General features: G+C 65.7%; 20 protein-coding genes. 11 read left to right on the top strand and 9 right to left on the bottom strand.

Translation table 11 applies throughout. The annotated features are described in order from the left end of the window. Positions 1–33: 33 nt before the first annotated feature. Complete coding sequence (locus ACK59X_RS33145) at positions 34–888, bottom strand: glucose 1-dehydrogenase (RefSeq protein WP_409963504.1); 855 nt, start codon at positions 886–888, stop codon at positions 34–36. A gap of 100 nt (positions 889–988) precedes the next feature. After that, positions 989–1486 carry a hemerythrin domain-containing protein gene (locus ACK59X_RS33140; protein ID WP_409963502.1) on the bottom strand — a complete coding sequence of 166 codons (498 nt, stop codon included), beginning with the start codon at positions 1484–1486 and terminating at the stop codon, positions 989–991. Between the two features lie 351 nt (positions 1487–1837). On the opposite strand from ACK59X_RS33140, the gene ACK59X_RS33135 reads away from it, so the two are divergent. Further along, positions 1838–2389: an ATP-dependent Clp protease proteolytic subunit gene (locus ACK59X_RS33135; RefSeq protein WP_409963500.1), complete on the top strand. Its 552-nt coding sequence runs from the start codon at positions 1838–1840 to the stop codon at positions 2387–2389. A gap of 139 nt (positions 2390–2528) precedes the next feature. Beyond that, positions 2529–2753 carry a hypothetical protein gene (locus ACK59X_RS33130; RefSeq protein ID WP_409963498.1) on the top strand — a complete coding sequence of 75 codons (225 nt, stop codon included), beginning with the start codon at positions 2529–2531 and terminating at the stop codon, positions 2751–2753. Positions 2754–2884: 131 nt separating this feature from the next. Here ACK59X_RS33130 and ACK59X_RS33125 read toward each other — a convergent pair whose 3' ends face one another. From ACK59X_RS33125 to ACK59X_RS33115, 3 genes are all read right to left on the bottom strand, one after another. After that, positions 2885–3238: an RNA recognition motif domain-containing protein gene (locus ACK59X_RS33125; protein ID WP_409963496.1), complete on the bottom strand. Its 354-nt coding sequence runs from the start codon at positions 3236–3238 to the stop codon at positions 2885–2887. A 117-nt stretch (positions 3239–3355) separates the two neighbouring features. After that, positions 3356–3565 (bottom strand): hypothetical protein, encoded by a 210-nt coding sequence (locus ACK59X_RS33120; RefSeq protein WP_409963494.1) that lies wholly within the window; start codon positions 3563–3565, stop codon positions 3356–3358. 90 nt (positions 3566–3655) lie between these two features. Next, on the bottom strand, positions 3656–3841 hold the full coding sequence (locus ACK59X_RS33115; RefSeq protein ID WP_409963492.1) for a hypothetical protein: 186 nt from the start codon (positions 3839–3841) through the stop codon (positions 3656–3658). A gap of 216 nt (positions 3842–4057) precedes the next feature. Between ACK59X_RS33115 and ACK59X_RS33110 the strand changes: the two genes are divergently transcribed. From ACK59X_RS33110 to ACK59X_RS33085, 6 genes are read left to right on the top strand one after another with little or no spacing between them, the layout of a single operon-like run. Beyond that, positions 4058–4909 (top strand): STAS domain-containing protein, encoded by an 852-nt coding sequence (locus ACK59X_RS33110; RefSeq protein ID WP_409963490.1) that lies wholly within the window; start codon positions 4058–4060, stop codon positions 4907–4909. A 12-nt stretch (positions 4910–4921) separates the two neighbouring features. After that, positions 4922–5296, top strand: coding sequence for an STAS domain-containing protein (locus ACK59X_RS33105; RefSeq protein ID WP_409963488.1), 375 nt, complete (start codon positions 4922–4924; stop codon positions 5294–5296). Beyond that, positions 5286–5690, top strand: a complete 405-nt coding sequence (locus ACK59X_RS33100; RefSeq protein ID WP_409963486.1) for an anti-sigma regulatory factor — start codon at positions 5286–5288, stop codon at positions 5688–5690. The genes ACK59X_RS33105 and ACK59X_RS33100 overlap by 11 nt, the downstream gene beginning before the upstream one ends. A gap of 29 nt (positions 5691–5719) precedes the next feature. After that, positions 5720–6694: an ATP-binding protein gene (locus ACK59X_RS33095; protein WP_409963484.1), complete on the top strand. Its 975-nt coding sequence runs from the start codon at positions 5720–5722 to the stop codon at positions 6692–6694. Positions 6695–6698: 4 nt separating this feature from the next. Then, entirely contained in the window at positions 6699–7556 is an 858-nt protein-coding gene (locus tag ACK59X_RS33090) for a sensor histidine kinase (RefSeq protein ID WP_409963482.1), read from the top strand. A gap of 3 nt (positions 7557–7559) precedes the next feature. Further along, positions 7560–9509 (top strand): response regulator, encoded by a 1950-nt coding sequence (locus ACK59X_RS33085; protein WP_409963480.1) that lies wholly within the window; start codon positions 7560–7562, stop codon positions 9507–9509. Positions 9510–9518: 9 nt separating this feature from the next. Here the strand turns inward: ACK59X_RS33085 and ACK59X_RS33080 are convergent, their stop codons facing one another. The 4 genes from ACK59X_RS33080 to ACK59X_RS33065 form a co-directional block, all read right to left on the bottom strand. After that, positions 9519–10940 (bottom strand): patatin-like phospholipase family protein, encoded by a 1422-nt coding sequence (locus tag ACK59X_RS33080; RefSeq protein ID WP_409963478.1) that lies wholly within the window; start codon positions 10938–10940, stop codon positions 9519–9521. Between the two features lie 133 nt (positions 10941–11073). Beyond that, on the bottom strand, positions 11074–11691 hold the full coding sequence (locus tag ACK59X_RS33075; protein WP_409963476.1) for an SAM-dependent methyltransferase: 618 nt from the start codon (positions 11689–11691) through the stop codon (positions 11074–11076). Then, entirely contained in the window at positions 11688–12482 is a 795-nt protein-coding gene (locus ACK59X_RS33070; RefSeq protein ID WP_409963474.1) for a PIG-L deacetylase family protein, read from the bottom strand. The genes ACK59X_RS33075 and ACK59X_RS33070 overlap by 4 nt, the downstream gene beginning before the upstream one ends. Next, positions 12470–13540, bottom strand: coding sequence for an acyl-CoA dehydrogenase (locus ACK59X_RS33065; RefSeq protein WP_409963472.1), 1071 nt, complete (start codon positions 13538–13540; stop codon positions 12470–12472). The genes ACK59X_RS33070 and ACK59X_RS33065 overlap by 13 nt, the downstream gene beginning before the upstream one ends. A gap of 222 nt (positions 13541–13762) precedes the next feature. On the opposite strand from ACK59X_RS33065, the gene ACK59X_RS33060 reads away from it, so the two are divergent. Genes ACK59X_RS33060 through ACK59X_RS33050 form a run of 3 tightly spaced genes read left to right on the top strand, consistent with a single transcriptional unit; the run spans position 13763 to position 14992 of the window. Beyond that, entirely contained in the window at positions 13763–14005 is a 243-nt protein-coding gene (locus ACK59X_RS33060; protein ID WP_409963470.1) for a hypothetical protein, read from the top strand. 28 nt (positions 14006–14033) lie between these two features. Further along, positions 14034–14711, top strand: a complete 678-nt coding sequence (locus ACK59X_RS33055) for a glycosyltransferase (protein WP_409963468.1) — start codon at positions 14034–14036, stop codon at positions 14709–14711. Positions 14712–14734: 23 nt separating this feature from the next. Beyond that, positions 14735–14992 (top strand): hypothetical protein, encoded by a 258-nt coding sequence (locus ACK59X_RS33050; protein ID WP_409963466.1) that lies wholly within the window; start codon positions 14735–14737, stop codon positions 14990–14992. Positions 14993–15154: the final 162 nt, after the last annotated feature.

The raw sequence follows: 15154 nt of genomic DNA, 5'->3' as shown, positions 1-15154 counted from the left end.
AATGGTCAGGGTCATCGGGAGGAAAAAAGGGGCTCAGCCGCCGTGGGCAAACTCCGGGTACAGCGCCATGCCCCCGTCCACGAAGAGCGAGGTGCCGGTCACGTAGTCCGACGCGTCGCTGGCCAGCCACACGGCGGCTTGGCCCACATCTTCGGGCTCGCCGATGCGCTGGTAGGGTACGAGTTTGAGCAGTTCGGCCAGGGCCTCGGGTGTCTGCCACGCGGCCCGGTTGATGGGCGTGCGGATGGCTCCGGGCGCGATCGCATTCACGCGGATGCGCTGGGGCGCCACTTCCTGCGCCAGGCTTTTCATGAGCATCGCCACGCCGCCTTTGGATGCGGCATAGTTGGCGTGGCCCGCCCAGGGAATGACCTCGTGCACCGAACCCATGTGGATGATCTTGCCGGTCGCGCGCGACACCGCGGCATCGAGGCCCCGGCGCATGAACTCGCGCACGGCGGCCCGCGCACACAGGAATTGGCCCGTCAGGTTCACGCCGATGACGGTGTTCCATTGCTCCAGGGTCATGGTGTGCAAGGGGGCATCGCGCTGCAGGCCGGCATTGCAGACCACGATGTGCAGCGTGCCGAACGCCTCGACGGCCTGCGCGAACAGGGCTTGCACTTCATCCTCGCGCGCCACATCGCCCTGCACGGCGATGGCCCGCCGGCCCAGTTGCCGGATCTCGGCCACCACCGCATCGGCCGCCTCGGCGTTGGCGGCATAGTTGACCACCACGTCGGCACCGGCGCGTGCCAGGGCCAGCGCCACGGCCCGGCCGATGCCGGAGCTGGCACCCGTTACAAGGGCCGGCTGGCCGCGCAGTGGGTCCGGCGTGAGCCACTGGCGCTCCGCAGGAGGGTTGGTGTTGGCAGGGGGCTGGTTCATTGCGGGTGGGACAGGACGAGGGAGCGAAGGTTCCGCAGCGGGCTCGGACCGCCCCAAAAAAGAAAAGCCCCGAAGGGCTTGCTGCCTGGCGAGGCGGTGGTCAGGCCAGGGCCAGCTCGGAGTCCATGAGTTCGGCCTTGCGCGCCTCGAGTTCATCGCGCAGAGCGATGAGATCGAGCTTCTTCGCGGCACGGGCTTTGGGGAACATCTCGTTGCGCTCTTCCTTCACGTGGTGATCGATGTACTCGCCCAGCACGATGACTTTGGCGTCGTATTGTTCGTCCACCTCGGTGGCAGCCTCGATCTGTGCGATCAGGTCCTTGGCGGTCTGGTGTTCCACCTCGGCTTCGGCCAGCAGATCGGTTTCCTTGATGGCGGCGCGCACGGCGGGGTAGAAGATCTCTTCCTCGATCTGGGCGTGCACCGTCAGTTCCTTGCAGATCCGCGTGGCAAGATCCATGCGCTTTTGCTTGGCAGGCCGTGCCTTGGACTCCATGAGCTCCTCGTACTCCTTGAACATTTTCTTGACGGCCTTGTGGTCTGCGTCGAGCAGATCGCAGGCGTCTTTTTCGCGGCGGGCGTTGGTTGTGGTGGGCATCGTGGGCTCCGTGGGTAATGGGGCCTTCATCATTGGGCGGCAAGCGCGTGGGCAATGTAGGCAGAGCATCGCAGCCAGCGTAGGCGCAGCAGCAGGATCATGCCTGAGGGCGCGAAATTTCCTGGGGCTGGTGCGGCCGGGAGTGCGTCCTACAGCGTGCCTGGCACGGGCCTTTACTCTTGGAACCTGTTCAAGATCTTTTTGAAGCCCCGGCTGCTTGCATGGGCGTCAGCCCATGCGGCGCATCCGCAGCATCCACCCATCCCGATTGCATTCCAACGCGGCTGCAAAAAGATCTTGAACAGGTTCTTAGGCTGCCTTCTGTGGCTCCATCCCATTCATCCCGCCTGCATGAAATCACTACCTTCTCTCGCACCCGATGTCCGCCTGTTCGGCAACGTCAATGAATCCATGCTGTCCGAGTTCTTTCGGCAGCAGTCCGAAGCCCGCACCGATGTCCCTATCGTGTTCGAGCTGAGCACCTCTGGCGGCGATGCCGAGTCCGGCCGGCGCATCGCCGAAGAACTGCGCCTGTGGCAGAAGGCGGGCCGCGAGATCTACTTCCTGGGCAAGACCTATGTGTTCTCCGCCGGCATCACCATCATGTCGGCGATACCCCGCAGCCAGCGGTTTTTGACCCGCGACTGCGAACTGCTCATCCACGAGCGCAAGATGACCAAGCAGATCACCCTTGATGGAGCGCTGCGCAGTTGCCGCGCCAAGATCAACGACGTGCTCGCCGAGATCGAGTCGGGCCAGCGGCTGCAGACCGAAGGCTTTGCCAAGCTGGTGGAGGGCAGCACCCTGAAGGTCCAGGACATCGAGCGCAGGGTGCTGGAGAAAGACTGGTATCTCACGGCACAGGAAGCGCTCGACCACGGCCTTGTCGCTGCAGTGGTGTGACCAGTTGGCCGAAGCGCAGCGCAGGGCGCGCACCAGCCGTCCGATCTTGAAATACCGCCGCACCTTTCCTATCATTTGCATGGCATTGGGCCATCTTCCACGAGCATCGCGCTCATCTACCAGAGAAAGGAGCTTGATCATGAATTCGCATTCCCCATCTCCCTCTTCGGGAAGAAGCCGCGCCGCCCGTGGCGCGGATGCACGCAGCGGCACGCTGCGCTACATGTCGCCGCTGCAGGCGGATGCCTACCTTATGGCGCGCGATGCTGTGCGGCGCGTCCAGCGCAGTTCCACGCTTCTCGACGCGGGCCTGCGCCTGCCTGCAGGAAAAGGCTCCCAAGGCGATCGGCATAGCTTGCACTGAAGACGTCGGACCAGCGTCCTGCCGAATGGCCTACCTCGTGACAGGGTTCATGCCTTTTCTGGCAAGGCCATTGAGCCGGACGAAAAAAAACCGGCTCCGAAGAGCCGGTCATTCACTGCAATCTACTTGATTCAGTACCGGCCGCCGCCGTAGCCGCCCGTGCCGTAGCCGGTGTCCTGGCGATTGCCTGCCTTGTAGCCGGCCGCGCCATAGCCGTCCGAGCCGCCGCTGCGCTCCTCACGCGGGCGGGCCAGGTTGACCACGATGGACCGGCCATCTACGGACATGCCGTGCAGGCCGGTGATGGCTGCCTGGGCCGCGTCGGACGAGCCCATTTCCACAAAGCCGAAGCCTTTGGAGCGTCCGGTTTCGCGATCCATCATGACCTTGGCGGAGTTGACGGAGCCGAACTCGGAGAAATTGCTTTCCAGGCTGGAGTCGGTCACGGAGTAGGGCAGGTTGCCCACATAGATCTTGCTGCTCATGAGAAGAGCCTTTCTGAAGGGTGGTGCGCAACGAGGGCGCGCCGTTGGACATGGCTTGCGGGCCGATTGGCCGCAGCGAAGGGGAAGGGGTGTATAGGGCCTGCGGTTCGCAGACCGTCAGCACACGGGCGGGTGCGGCATGCAGGTCTGCAGCCAGCCCTGGGTGACGGCAAAGATCCGGGCCGCTTCACGTGAGGCAAAGGCTCTGTCGAAACGGAACACACGGCAGTAGCTGCCGTTTCCCTGGGATCGGCGGACCGAAAAGGAGGCGCGGTAGTTGCCGCATTCGGTCTGGTGTGTCGCGGGCGAGACGACGAACTGGCCCATGGAAATGGCGGTGTTGGAAATTGGATTCAGTCAATATCGCAGGCTTGGAACAGCCTGCGTGAGCATCAACAAAACGCGTTGGCTGCAGCTCTACAGACCAGCACGCGCGACGAGCGTCGCAAAGGGCCATGTGCGGGTGGTGCGTCGCCACGCTGCACATGTGTTGCGGCGATGGCTTGTTTCAAGGGCGATCACCTGCAAGCCTTGATTATATTCGCTTTTAGAATAAAAATGCAAATTAATATTTCTCGTTGTTTTGATGGCTTTGAAATGCACGGCGGCACCGTCACTGTGCAGGCCATGCGTAGGTTGGTGGACTCCCTTCGTGCGCCGCGTCTCGGTGCAACCGGCAATGTTGCGTAGGACAAAGGCGCAAAATGGCTTGAACGGCTTTGTCCGCGCGGGAGTCCGCAGTAGCGCCACCTACAATGATTTACAACCCCGTCAACGAACGCAGGCAGGTAGTGGCGGCTTTTTCACCGTGAGAATTGCATGAATACTCTGAGCACCCAGATCCTTGACGCACTGCAGGAAGACAAAAGGGCCACACTGGTTCAGGACTGGATCGAGGAAGCCAAGGCCCGCAATGGCGGCCTTCCCCGGTCAGCCGCCGCAGATGCGGGGGAGGTTGTGTCGGCGATGGCCCATGCTCTGCGCGATGGCGCCAACGTCGATTCGTTCAACGACCCCAAGTGGTCGGCACTGCAGCAGGTGCTGTCGGACCTCTCCCGCTCCGGTGCTGCGCAAGGGCAGAGCGTGGGGCAGACCAGCGTTTTTGTGCTGGCGATCAAAAAGCCGCTGCTCAGTGCCCTGCAGCAGCGCAATGGCTCCGATGGCGTGCAACTGGCATCCGCGTTCTGGGCGCTGACGACCCTGGTGGACAGCATGGCCCAGTACATGGCCACCACCTTCCAGCGTGCACGCGAGGAAATCATCACCCGCCAGCAGGAAGAATTGCTCGAGCTGTCGACCCCGGTGGTCAAGCTCTGGGAAGGCGTGCTCGCCGTGCCCATGATCGGTACGCTGGACAGCAACCGCACCCAGGTCGTGATGGAGACGCTGCTGCAGAAGATTGTGGACACGGGCTCCGAGCTCGCCATCATCGACATCACCGGTGTGCCCACCGTGGACACGCTGGTCGCCCAGCATCTGCTCAAGACCGTGACGGCGATCCGCCTCATGGGGGCGGACTGCATCATCAGCGGCATCCGCCCGCAGATCGCGCAGACCATCGTGCACCTGGGCATCGACCTGCAGGGCATCAGCACCAAGGCAAGCCTGGCGGACGCGCTGTCGCTGGCGCTGCAGCGCACGGGCTGGCGCATCACCCGCCAGGCAAGCTGAGCGGTACAGCACATGGAACGCATACCGATTCTGCGCATGGGCGCAACCCTGCTGGTCACCATCCAGGTGGACATGCAGGACCAGACCGCCCTGGCGCTGCAGGACGACCTGGCCGACCGCATCGCCAAGACCGGGGCCAGCGGCGTCATGATCGACATCTCGGCGCTGGAGATCGTGGACTCCTTTGTGGGCCGCATGCTCGCCAGCATCTCGGGCATCGCCCGCATCCTCTCGGCCACTACCGTGGTGGTGGGCATGCAGCCGGCCGTGGCCATCACGCTGGTGGAGCTGGGCCTGTCGCTCGAAGGCGTGAAGACCGCGCTCAACGTGGAGCGCGGCCTGGCCTTGCTGCAGCGCGCACGCGAGGAGAGCGGCCTTGTCGATTGAACGCACCGGCACGCTGCCGCTTCAGACGGAGCAGCACATCGTGGCCAGCCGGCAGGCCGTGCGCTCGCTGTGCCAACTGCTCAAGTTCTCGCTGGTGGACCAGACCAAGATGATCACGGCCGCAAGCGAACTATCGCGCAACACCCTCATCCATGGCGGCGGTGGCCGCATGCGCTGGGAAGTGGTGGAGGCCGGCTCCAGGACGGGTCTGGCACTGCATTTCGAGGATGAAGGCCCCGGCATCGCCGACATGAAGCTGGCCATGACGGATGGCTGGACCTCGGGCGGGGGCATGGGCCTGGGATTGCCCGGCAGCAAGCGGCTGGTCAGCGATTTCGAGGTGGACTCGGCGCCGGGCAAGGGCACACGCGTGAGCATCACCAAGTGGAAGTGACACGTGGATGGAGCCACCGGGCCTTTCGCATGACCGACGCCAGCTGCGTCGGCGAGGTGCGGCGCTTTTGTGCCAAGGCGGTGGATGACTGGGGCTGGAGCGAGGTGGATGCGGGGCGCCTGTCCCTCATTGCCACCGAGCTGGGCACCAACCTCCTGCGCCACGCGGTGCAGGGCGAGCTGTGGATCGCTGCGCCGCCCGCGCATCGGGAGGTGGAGATCCTGGCGCTGGACAAGGGCCCCGGCATGGTGGATGTGCAGCGCTCCAGCCAGGATGGTGTGTCCACCGGCACAGGTTCTCCGGGAACGGGGCTGGGGGCCATTCGCCGGCTGGCGAGCGACTTCGACATCCATTCCACCCCCCAGGGCACGCTGTGCCTGGTGCGCGTGCGCGCCACAGGGCGCACGGCGCCGCCCGAGCGCTACTGGGGCGCCGTGAGCATTGCGGCCCCGGGCGAGATCGTGTGCGGCGATGGCTGGGCCGTGGCGACCGATGGCAGCCAGGTGGCTGCCGTGGTGGCGGATGGCCTGGGCCACGGTCCGCATGCGGCCGCTGCGTCCGGTGCAGCGCTGGACGTGTTCGCCGCCGCGCCCTTCGCGCCGCTTGCCACTTTGGTTCAGGACATCCACACTGGGCTGCAGACCACGCGTGGAGCGGCCCTGTTTGCGCTGCGCATGGAAGGTTCTGCCCGGCTGCAGTACGCTGGCGCTGGCAATGTGATGGGGCGCATCATTTCTGGCGTGTTTGACCGGTCCATGCTTACCCAGCATGGCACCGTGGGCGTGCAGGTGCGCAAGACCGAAGTGGCGGCGCTGGAGCTGCCCGACCATGCCATGGCGGTGGTGTACAGCGATGGCATCGCTTCGCGCTGGAAGGCCGAGGAAGTGGTGCCGCTGCTGCAGCGCGACCCCACGCTGATCGCCGCGGCCCTGCTGTGGCAGCAGAGCCGGGGACGCGACGACGCCACCGTGCTGGTGATAAAACAGGGAGAGACCTTTGAGTGACGCCTTGAGTGACGATTTGAAAGCCCAGCTCGAGCGGAGCCAGGCCGAAGTCGAGGCCCTTCGCTCCGAGCTGGAGGAGACCAACCGCGGCGTGGTTGCGCTGTATGCCGAGCTCGACGAGCAGGCCGAGCAGCTCAAGCACGCCACCCAGCTCAAGAGCCGCTTCCTGTCGTACATGAGCCATGAGTTCCGCACGCCCATCGGTGCCACCCTGAGCCTGGTGCGCTTGCTGCTCGACCGCGTGGACGGCCCGCTCACTTCCGAGCAGGAGCGCCAGGTGCGTTTCATCCAGACCACCTGCGAGGAGTTCTCGAGCATGGTCGACGACCTGCTCGACCTGGCCAAGATCGAGTCCGGCCGGTTGGATGTGTCGCCCGCCTGGTTCGAGATGATGGATTTGTTCGCCGCCCTGCGCGGCATGTTCAAGCCCATTTTGGACAACCAGGAACTGAACCTGGTGTTCGAAGAGCCGGTCGGCCTGACCCGGTTGTACACCGATGACCGCAAGCTCGCGCAGATCCTGCGCAACTTCATCTCCAACGCGCTCAAGTTCACCGCGCAGGGCGAGGTGCGGGTGTCTGCACAGGTCGAGGGTGAGGGCATGATCCGTTTTGCTGTGGCCGACACGGGCATCGGCATTCCGGCGGAAAACCTGCCTGCGCTGTTCAATGACTTTTCCCAGGTCAAGGCGCCGATCCAGAAGCGCCTGCGCGGTACCGGCCTGGGGCTCGCGCTGTCAAGGCAACTGGCCACACTGCTCGGGGGCTCGGTCGAGGTCCAGAGCGTGGTCGGGCAGGGCTCTGTGTTCTCCGTCATCGTCCCGGTGCAGATGCACCCGGTACAGGAAGCCAATTCGGACTGAACCATGGCTACATCGGAAATGATCGCGCCCAGCATCGACCGCAGCCTGCACACGGTGCTGGTGGTGGACGACAACCCGGTGACCCGCTATGCCACGGCCCGGGTCATCCGCGCCGCAGGCTTCCGCACGGAAGAGGCGGCAACGGGCGGCGCTGCCATCGAAGCCGCCAAGCTTAACGTGTCGGCCGTGGTGCTCGACGTGCACCTGCCGGACATGGACGGCTTCGAGGTGTGCCGGGTGCTGCGCGCGGATGCGCGCACCCAGTTGACGCCCATCATCCACCTGTCCGCCACCTACATGCATAGCGAGCACAAGGTGGCCGGACTCAATGCGGGTGCCGACGCCTACATGGTGCATCCGGCCGAGCCGCCGCTGATGGTGGCCACGCTGCAGGCCCTGATCCGTGCGCGCACCGCCGAGGAAGACCTTCGGCGCAGCGAAACGCGGTTTCGCGCCATGTACGATCAGGCTCCCGTGGCCATGATGCTCAGCGTCTCGCTGGGCCGCTTTGCCGACGTGAATCCGGCTGCAGAAAAATTGATGCAACGCAGCCGCAATGAACTCGTTGGCATAACTGTGACTTCGCTTGCCCCCGCGCTTTGGAAAGACTTCGTACAGGCCCGCATGCATGGCTCGGCCGACGTCAACTGGCAGGGCGAGTTTCCCCTGATCCGCGGTGACGGCAAGGAGATCCTGCTGGATTGGGGCATGTCCGACCACGTGGAGCCGGGCATCCGCATCGGCATCGCCACCGACCTGTCGGAGCGCATCGATTTCGAGCGCCGGCGCGAAGAACTGCTCGAGCGCGAGCAGGCGGCGCGTGTGCTGGCCGAGCGCCACAGCCGCACCAAGGACGATTTCGTGGCCGTGCTCTCGCACGAACTGCGCACGCCGCTCACGCTGATCACCGGCTGGGTGCACATGCTCAAGCGCCCGAACACCAACGCCGATACCCTGGCGCGCGGCATCGATGCCATCGAGCGCGGCGCCAAGGCGCAGGGGCGCATCATTTCGGACATCCTGGACGTCTCGCGCATCGCATCGGGCAAGCTGCGCCTGCACCGCGAGTGGGCGAACCCGGTGGAACTGGTGCGCATTTCACTCGATGCCCTGCGCGACCTGGCGCTGGCCAAGAAGATCACCCTCGAAGTGGCCTGCGACGAGATCGACGAGCCTGCCTGGCTCGACGTCACGCGCTTCCAGCAGATCGTGTGGAACCTGGTGACCAATGCCATCAAGTTCTCTGAAAAAGACGGCACGGTGCAGTTGCGCCTCAGGCGCGAGGCGGACGAGCTCATCCTCGTCGTGCAGGACCATGGCGTGGGCATCGAGTCGGGGTTTTTGCCCTACCTGTTCCAGCGCTTCACACAGAGCGGTACGCCGGGCAACCGCGCCCATGGTGGTCTGGGGCTAGGCCTTTCCATCGTCAAACACTTGGTGGACCTGCACGGAGGAACCATTTCGGCCAGCAGCGCCGGTGCCGGCAAGGGTACGGCCATGACGGCGCGCCTGCTGGTCGGCTATGAAGAATCGCCGGTGGTTGATGATGATGCTCTGGCCGTGCCGCAGGCGCGTGAGGTTCGCTTGCTGCAGGGCAAGGACATCCTGGTGGTGGACGACAATGCCGATACCAGCGAGATGCTGAGCATCGTGCTCTCCGACGAAGGCGCCCGTGTGCGCGTGGCCGACAGCTACGAGACCGCCATCGCCCAGTTCGAGCAGGCCTGGCCTGACCTTTTCGTGAGCGACATCGGCTTGCCGGGCAAGGATGGCTACGACCTTATCGCCCGGGTGCGCGAAATGGAAGCCGCTGCAGGGCACCCGCGCCTGCGCGCCATCGCCCTCACGGCGTTTGCCCGACCGCAGGACCGCGAGCGCGCCCTCGCTGCCGGATTCGACCAGCACCTGGGCAAGCCGCTGCAGCCGCACCTGCTGCTGCAGGCGCTGACCTGAGCCCAGGCCCTAGTTGCCAGCCGCCTCTTCTGGCCAAGCCTGCTTGTACGCTCCTACCAAATGCTCCCGGGTGGTCTTGTAGCCCATCCAGTCAAACTTGCTGAGGAACTCGTAGGCAGCTTCGGCGCCACGTCGAAAGAGGTCCTGTTTGTCGGCGGTATTCATCTCGAAATTGAGCCAGTCGTGCTTTCCCGTGTCGATATAGGTGAGGAGTTGCTTGAAGTCGGGATTCTTGCGGATGAATTCATAGTCAAGGCAATGGCGGGCCGAATTGAAGGTCTGGGTGACGAGCTTGGACAGCTTGTTGATTGCATGGCTGCGTTCGTCCCATTCCAGCTTCACACCGAAAGTGGGGCGTGTCGGCACTTTTCTTGTGTTGTGAAATGCATCGATGGGAAAGTTCGACAGCACGCCGCCATCGACGAAGCAGGCCTCGGGAGGCGGGAAGGCCGGCTCGCGTCCCTGGGCCATGTCGCGCTCGTTCATTCCAGCCTTGTCGCGCCACTGTTTACGGTGCTGGGCGTCCCGGATCTTGAGGGGAACCCGGTAGGGCTTGAAAAACACCGGAATGGACATGGAGCAGCGCACGAAGTCCGCGGGGTTCACCGCACCTTCATTGTCCCAATAGACATCTGCCATGCGGGGAAACTCGACTTTGGTTTCCGTGGCGATGTCCGCCGTCACGATGCAGAGGTAGTCCTTGGACGGATCCAGTGCCGGAAGGCTGGCCTGGCCGTCCAACTGGGACAGGTGGTGCGGGCTGTCCGCGCGAAGACGCCAGCCCGGGGGTGTCGTGGCCATGCGCTGCTTCAGGGCCCGGGTCGTATGGATGCCAACATCGCTAAGCGTCGCGATCAGCCATTGATGGAATCGCTCGCCCCGGTTGAGCCCCTGCATTTCTTCCAGGTTGTCGAGAACCTGCATTCCCTTCCAGAAACCTTTTCCAACCCCTGGCCTCTTGAGCATCGCGTTGATGAAGTCTGGTGCATCGAAGTCGCCATCCTCCTTGCCATCAATGAAGCTGACCATGGGGATGTCGGCGAGCATCTGCACCAGTCTTTCGCTTTTGGCCTGTCCAGGCGCATCGATGGCGGCCAATGCCAGCGCGGTGATGGAGCCTGCCGAGGCTCCCCCCAGCCCGACGAAGCGTAATCCCGCCTTTTCCAGGATATAGATGTATCCGGCAAAGGCGATGCCAAGCACTCCCCCACCTTCCATCACCAGATCGACGTACTGATGTCCTTCCCCATCCAGCACATCGCTGTAGTGCCGCTGGTGCAGCTTTTCTGTTTCCACCTTCCTGACCACGTGCTCCGCGACTGCAAAAAATTCGTCAGCCTGTCCCATACGTATCCCCCTCTGTGCGTCGAAAGTTGGTTCACCCAATTGGCGGCGCTGAACCGCCCCGCACCCACTGCGCAGGAAGTTCATGTCCGCAGAGCTGCTTGTACCGGATGCCCGGGCTGAAAGCCATCACTAAAATGCAGGAGATGACGGGGCTGGATGCGTAGTCATGGTGCGTGGCAGGTGCCGCTCCCGCGGCAGCCCCGCAGGCCAAGCGGCGTCAGAGCCGGCGCCCCTCCCGCTGGGCCACGCTCTGCGGGTCGGTGGACCAGACATCCAGGCAGAAGTCCGCATCGCGCCACTGCGCGATGCGCGGTATCTGCAGATGCTCTTGCAGGAGGTCGTGCACGCGTGCACCGCCCAGCGGAAAGCCCTCGAACGGGTGCAGCCAGTGGCAGGCAGCCAGTGTGGCCCCGTGCGCGGACGCGAGCAGGGTGGCGCGGCAGCGCTGTGCCAGGCGTTCTATGCCGGGCTCGTCGAGGTAGTACAGCAGTTCGCCCAGCACGATCAGGTCGAAAGCGCCCTCGGGCCACTGGTCGGGTACCCAGCCGTGTGCGGCCTGAGCGCCGGGCTGGTTTTGCAGGCGGCGGGCCGCATGGGCCACAGCGCGTGCTGCCCCGTCCCAGGCCAGCAGGCGGTCGCAGCGCCGCGCCAAGTGCTCCGAGACAAAGCCCCCGGCGCAGCCCGGTTCGAACGCCGATGCATAGCGCAGCCGCGGCAGGCTGGCCAGCAGCAGCCCGCGCTTGCGCGCCTCGTACCAACTGCCCTCGAAGTGCCAGGGGTCGGGGCTCTGAGCGAACAGGGGATCGAACAGGCTCTGCGTGGCGGCTGCGTTCATGGTGTGAAGAAGTACTCGGTGTCCCAGCCCGCGCGCTCGATGAGTGCCGGGTCCAGCACCGGGGGTAGGGTGGGCGAGCGTGGCAGGAGCTGCGAGCGGTGCGCGGCCAGGGCCTGGAGCTTGAGCGCCTGCACGCCGGCGTCGATGCCCAAGCCGCACAGGCGGGTCCAGTCCACCTGCGTGTCCCAGGGTTCGGCCCAATGCCACATCCACACCGGTGCCTCGAGCAGGCTGGCGCCCTGCGCTTCGCACACGGCGGCGCAGGCGCGGCCACAGGTTTCGTGGTCCGGGTGTCCGTCCAGGCGCCAGGTGGTCAGCACCACGTCGCCAGGCTGGACCGATGCCGCCAGCCGGGCACGCAATTCCTCGGTGGCAGCCTGCAGCCGGCCGTCAGGCAGGCCCAGCCGCTGCACGGCCTGCTCCGGCACGCCCAGGCGCTGCAGGCCGGCGGCGCTCTCATCGCGGCGCTGCCGGGCCAGGGCCAGGGCGTCGTGCCCGGCAGTGCCGGCGTGGCTGGCCTCGCCGTCGGTTACCGCCACCACCAGGCAGGCGCCGCCATGGGCCACATGGTGCTGCAGCAGGGCGCCGCAGGCCAGAACCTCGTCATCGGGGTGTGGCGCTACCACCACCAGGCGTTGCCATCTGCCCACGAGCTCGCTGGCGCCGACACGGGCAATCCCCTCCTGGAGCAGCCAGGATTCCCAGAACCGCGTGGCCACGCGCGGTGTGCTGATGAAACGGGGTGCGGGGTCCAGGCCTGAGGCCGTGGCCCCAGGGATCACCATGCCCATGGGTAGTCCTCCTGCGCCAGTAGTGCGCTGGCCAGCGCCGCGTCGTCGCGTACACCATGGCTTTGCCGGATGAAGACCGGTAGGTCGGCCGCCGCGCGGGCAAACACGGCATCGCGGCAGTATGGTGTGGCCCCCAGGGCGCGCCCGGTTTCCTCCACCACGGCAAGCGCTGCGACCTCGGCCGTCTGGCGCAGGCGCAGCGCCAGCGCCATGGCATCGGCGCGTGGATGCGCGTCGATCCAGGCAGCCGCCTGCTGCAGCAGCGCCGCCGTTCCTGCCAGCACCCGGTCCACCCTGCCGAAAGCCGCTGCACGCCCAGCGAAGCCGGGGTGGTTGGGGGCCACGCTGCGCATGCCGTGGTACAGCGCATCGGCCACGGCCAACGTGCCGCCGTGCCAGCAGGCCGCAATGCCGGCGCCGCCGTGCCAGAAGCCCGGGCGGCGCAGGTAGTCGCCGGTCCCGCCCACCAGTTTGGCCGGGGTGCCGTCGAACGTGACCTCGGCGCTCAAGGTGTCGGCCATGCCCACGGCTTGCCAGGCGCCGGTGTCCATGTGCAGGCTGGGATGGTCCAGTCGTACCGCCACCAGTTGGCTTTGCTCCTGCCCTGGCAGCCAGGCGGTGAGCAGCGCATGGCTGAGCCCTTGCGCTCCCGAGCACCAGGCCTTGGTGCCCGACAACGTAGCCCACCCGCCATGGCCCTGTGGAACCACGCGCACACGCTGGCCCGGCGCCTCGGCGGCCCACACCGCCCACGTTGCGGTCTCCTCGTCGCCCGACTGAAAGCGGCCGTCCCCGAGTTCGTGCAGGATCGCCAGCGCATCGGTATGCCCTTCGTACAGCTTGGCCAGCGACAGGTCGTGCTGCGCCACGCGGCCCAGTGCCCGCCAGCGCTGCAAGGTCTGGCCCGCACCTGGCGGCGGCAGGTGGGCCAGGCCCTGGCCCGCCAACTGCCGCAACTGCGCCGCGACGGGCAGCGCAGCCAGTGCGGGCAAGGCCTGGGCGAGGGCGGACAGGGCGAACGGCATGTGGGGCTGGCGGATGGGGGATACGGCGGACATGCGAACAGCCTTTTCTTTGCGGATCAGCCCACTGTGGCGGCGGCACGCGGGCTGGCCGGTCGGCAGGCAGCGGCCCGTGCTGTGGGACAGTTGCCCGAGCCGCTCGCAGACCCACGTGGCGTGGCGCTGCTGACCGCAACGACAGCGCTTGGGCATGCTGTCTGACAAATGGGCCCGGTGGCGCCGGTTAGCTTTCAGGCACCCATCCACAAGGAGCATGCCGTGACCATCCAGCCCCCCCCCGCCACGCCTGGCCGCCGCCCTGCCGGCGAATTTCCGCAGCCTGTTTCGCCATGGGAAAGCCCTGGACTTCTGTATGCCGAGGTGGCGGGCGCCCTGGTGGTGCTGGCACTGGTGCTGGCCAACAGCATGGAACCGGGTTTCTGGTCGGGAGCGGGCAGCGAAGCGGTGGTACAGGCCACCCCTGCCGCGACGCTGGCAGCAAACTCCGATTCGTCGGAATGACGCCCCAAGGCCGCGCGGCGTTTGGCCCATGATTGCCGTCATCGTCCCTGCCCACAACGAAGAGGCGCAGCTCGCAGCGTGCCTGCAGTCGCTGGCGCGCGCGGCAGCCTGTCCGGCCCTCGCGGGCGAGGCAGTGCGGGTCATCGTGGTGCTCGACGACTGCAGCGATGGCACCGCACAGGTGGCTGCTGCGCAGAGAGTCCACACCATGGAATGCAAGGCGCGCAACGTGGGCACTGCACGTGCCCTCGGCGCCCAGCAGGCACTTGCAGCCGGCGCGCGCTGGCTTGCCTTCACCGACGCCGACAGCGAGGTGGCGCCCAACTGGCTTTCCCAGCAGCTGTGCCAGCAGGCCGATGCCGTCTGCGGCACGGTGCAGGTGCGCGACTGGAGCCCGCATGGCGATGCCGTGCGCGCACAGTTCGACGCGCTCTACCAGGACCGCGATGGCCACCGCCACATCCACGGCGCCAACCTCGGGCTCACCGCGCAGGCCTACAGCGCAGCCGGGGGCTTCCCGCCCCTGGCCACCGGCGAGGACGTGGCGCTGGTGCAGCGCCTTGAGGAACGCGGTCTGTCCATCGCCTGGACCGCGGGTGCCCGCGTGACCACCAGCGCACGTAAGCACTTCCGGGCACCGGCCGGCTTCGGCGCCACGCTGCTGCAGTTGGGCGGCGCGCTGGCCGTGCTGCCCGCCGTTCTCTGACAAACGGCGATGGAGCGCGATCCATGAACGAATGGATGGACTGGGTGCAGTGGCCGGCGTTTGCGGCATCGGTGCTGGCGGCTTGGCTGGTGGGATCGAAAGCGCCCGCGCGCCGCAACATCGGCTTCTGGGTGTTCCTGGGCAGCAATGTGCTGTGGGTGGCATGGGGCCTGCATTCGCACGCCGTGGCGCTGGTGGCCCTGCAGGTGTGCCTGGCAGCCATGAACATCCGAGGCCTGTCCAAGACGGACGACCAGGTCCGCGACGAGCAGGAGCGCTAGTGTTCTGAGTTGGAAGTTCGTTGAAGAAAGAAATCTGCCGAAATCGCTGCCAGGCTAAGCGCAAAGCACAGCCATGCCGGGTGGCATGGCGAGCATTTGTAACGACGCATGGCGGCGATTGTCGGGAGATTTATTCAACGAATTCGAACTGGACACTAGTGC

Source organism: Acidovorax sp. (genome assembly GCF_046339755.1).
Lineage (GTDB): Bacteria > Pseudomonadota > Gammaproteobacteria > Burkholderiales > Burkholderiaceae_C > Acidovorax.
The sequence above is the reverse complement of the archived record's forward strand: the minus strand, read 5'-3'. Positions and strand labels throughout refer to the sequence as shown.

Coding starts and splice junctions, on each gene's coding strand:
- ACK59X_RS33145 (WP_409963504.1), bottom strand. CDS start 888: ATGAACCAGCCCCCTGCCAACACCAACCCTCCTGCGGAGCGCCAGTGG.
- ACK59X_RS33140 (WP_409963502.1), bottom strand. CDS start 1,486: ATGCCCACCACAACCAACGCCCGCCGCGAAAAAGACGCCTGCGATCTG.
- ACK59X_RS33135 (WP_409963500.1), top strand. CDS start 1,838: ATGAAATCACTACCTTCTCTCGCACCCGATGTCCGCCTGTTCGGCAAC.
- ACK59X_RS33130 (WP_409963498.1), top strand. CDS start 2,529: ATGAATTCGCATTCCCCATCTCCCTCTTCGGGAAGAAGCCGCGCCGCC.
- ACK59X_RS33125 (WP_409963496.1), bottom strand. CDS start 3,238: ATGAGCAGCAAGATCTATGTGGGCAACCTGCCCTACTCCGTGACCGAC.
- ACK59X_RS33120 (WP_409963494.1), bottom strand. CDS start 3,565: ATGGGCCAGTTCGTCGTCTCGCCCGCGACACACCAGACCGAATGCGGC.
- ACK59X_RS33110 (WP_409963490.1), top strand. CDS start 4,058: ATGAATACTCTGAGCACCCAGATCCTTGACGCACTGCAGGAAGACAAA.
- ACK59X_RS33105 (WP_409963488.1), top strand. CDS start 4,922: ATGGAACGCATACCGATTCTGCGCATGGGCGCAACCCTGCTGGTCACC.
- ACK59X_RS33095 (WP_409963484.1), top strand. CDS start 5,720: ATGACCGACGCCAGCTGCGTCGGCGAGGTGCGGCGCTTTTGTGCCAAG.
- ACK59X_RS33085 (WP_409963480.1), top strand. CDS start 7,560: ATGGCTACATCGGAAATGATCGCGCCCAGCATCGACCGCAGCCTGCAC.
- ACK59X_RS33080 (WP_409963478.1), bottom strand. CDS start 10,940: ATGAACTTCCTGCGCAGTGGGTGCGGGGCGGTTCAGCGCCGCCAATTG.
- ACK59X_RS33075 (WP_409963476.1), bottom strand. CDS start 11,691: ATGAACGCAGCCGCCACGCAGAGCCTGTTCGATCCCCTGTTCGCTCAG.
- ACK59X_RS33070 (WP_409963474.1), bottom strand. CDS start 12,482: ATGGGCATGGTGATCCCTGGGGCCACGGCCTCAGGCCTGGACCCCGCA.
- ACK59X_RS33065 (WP_409963472.1), bottom strand. CDS start 13,540: ATGTCCGCCGTATCCCCCATCCGCCAGCCCCACATGCCGTTCGCCCTG.
- ACK59X_RS33055 (WP_409963468.1), top strand. CDS start 14,034: ATGATTGCCGTCATCGTCCCTGCCCACAACGAAGAGGCGCAGCTCGCA.
- ACK59X_RS33050 (WP_409963466.1), top strand. CDS start 14,735: ATGAACGAATGGATGGACTGGGTGCAGTGGCCGGCGTTTGCGGCATCG.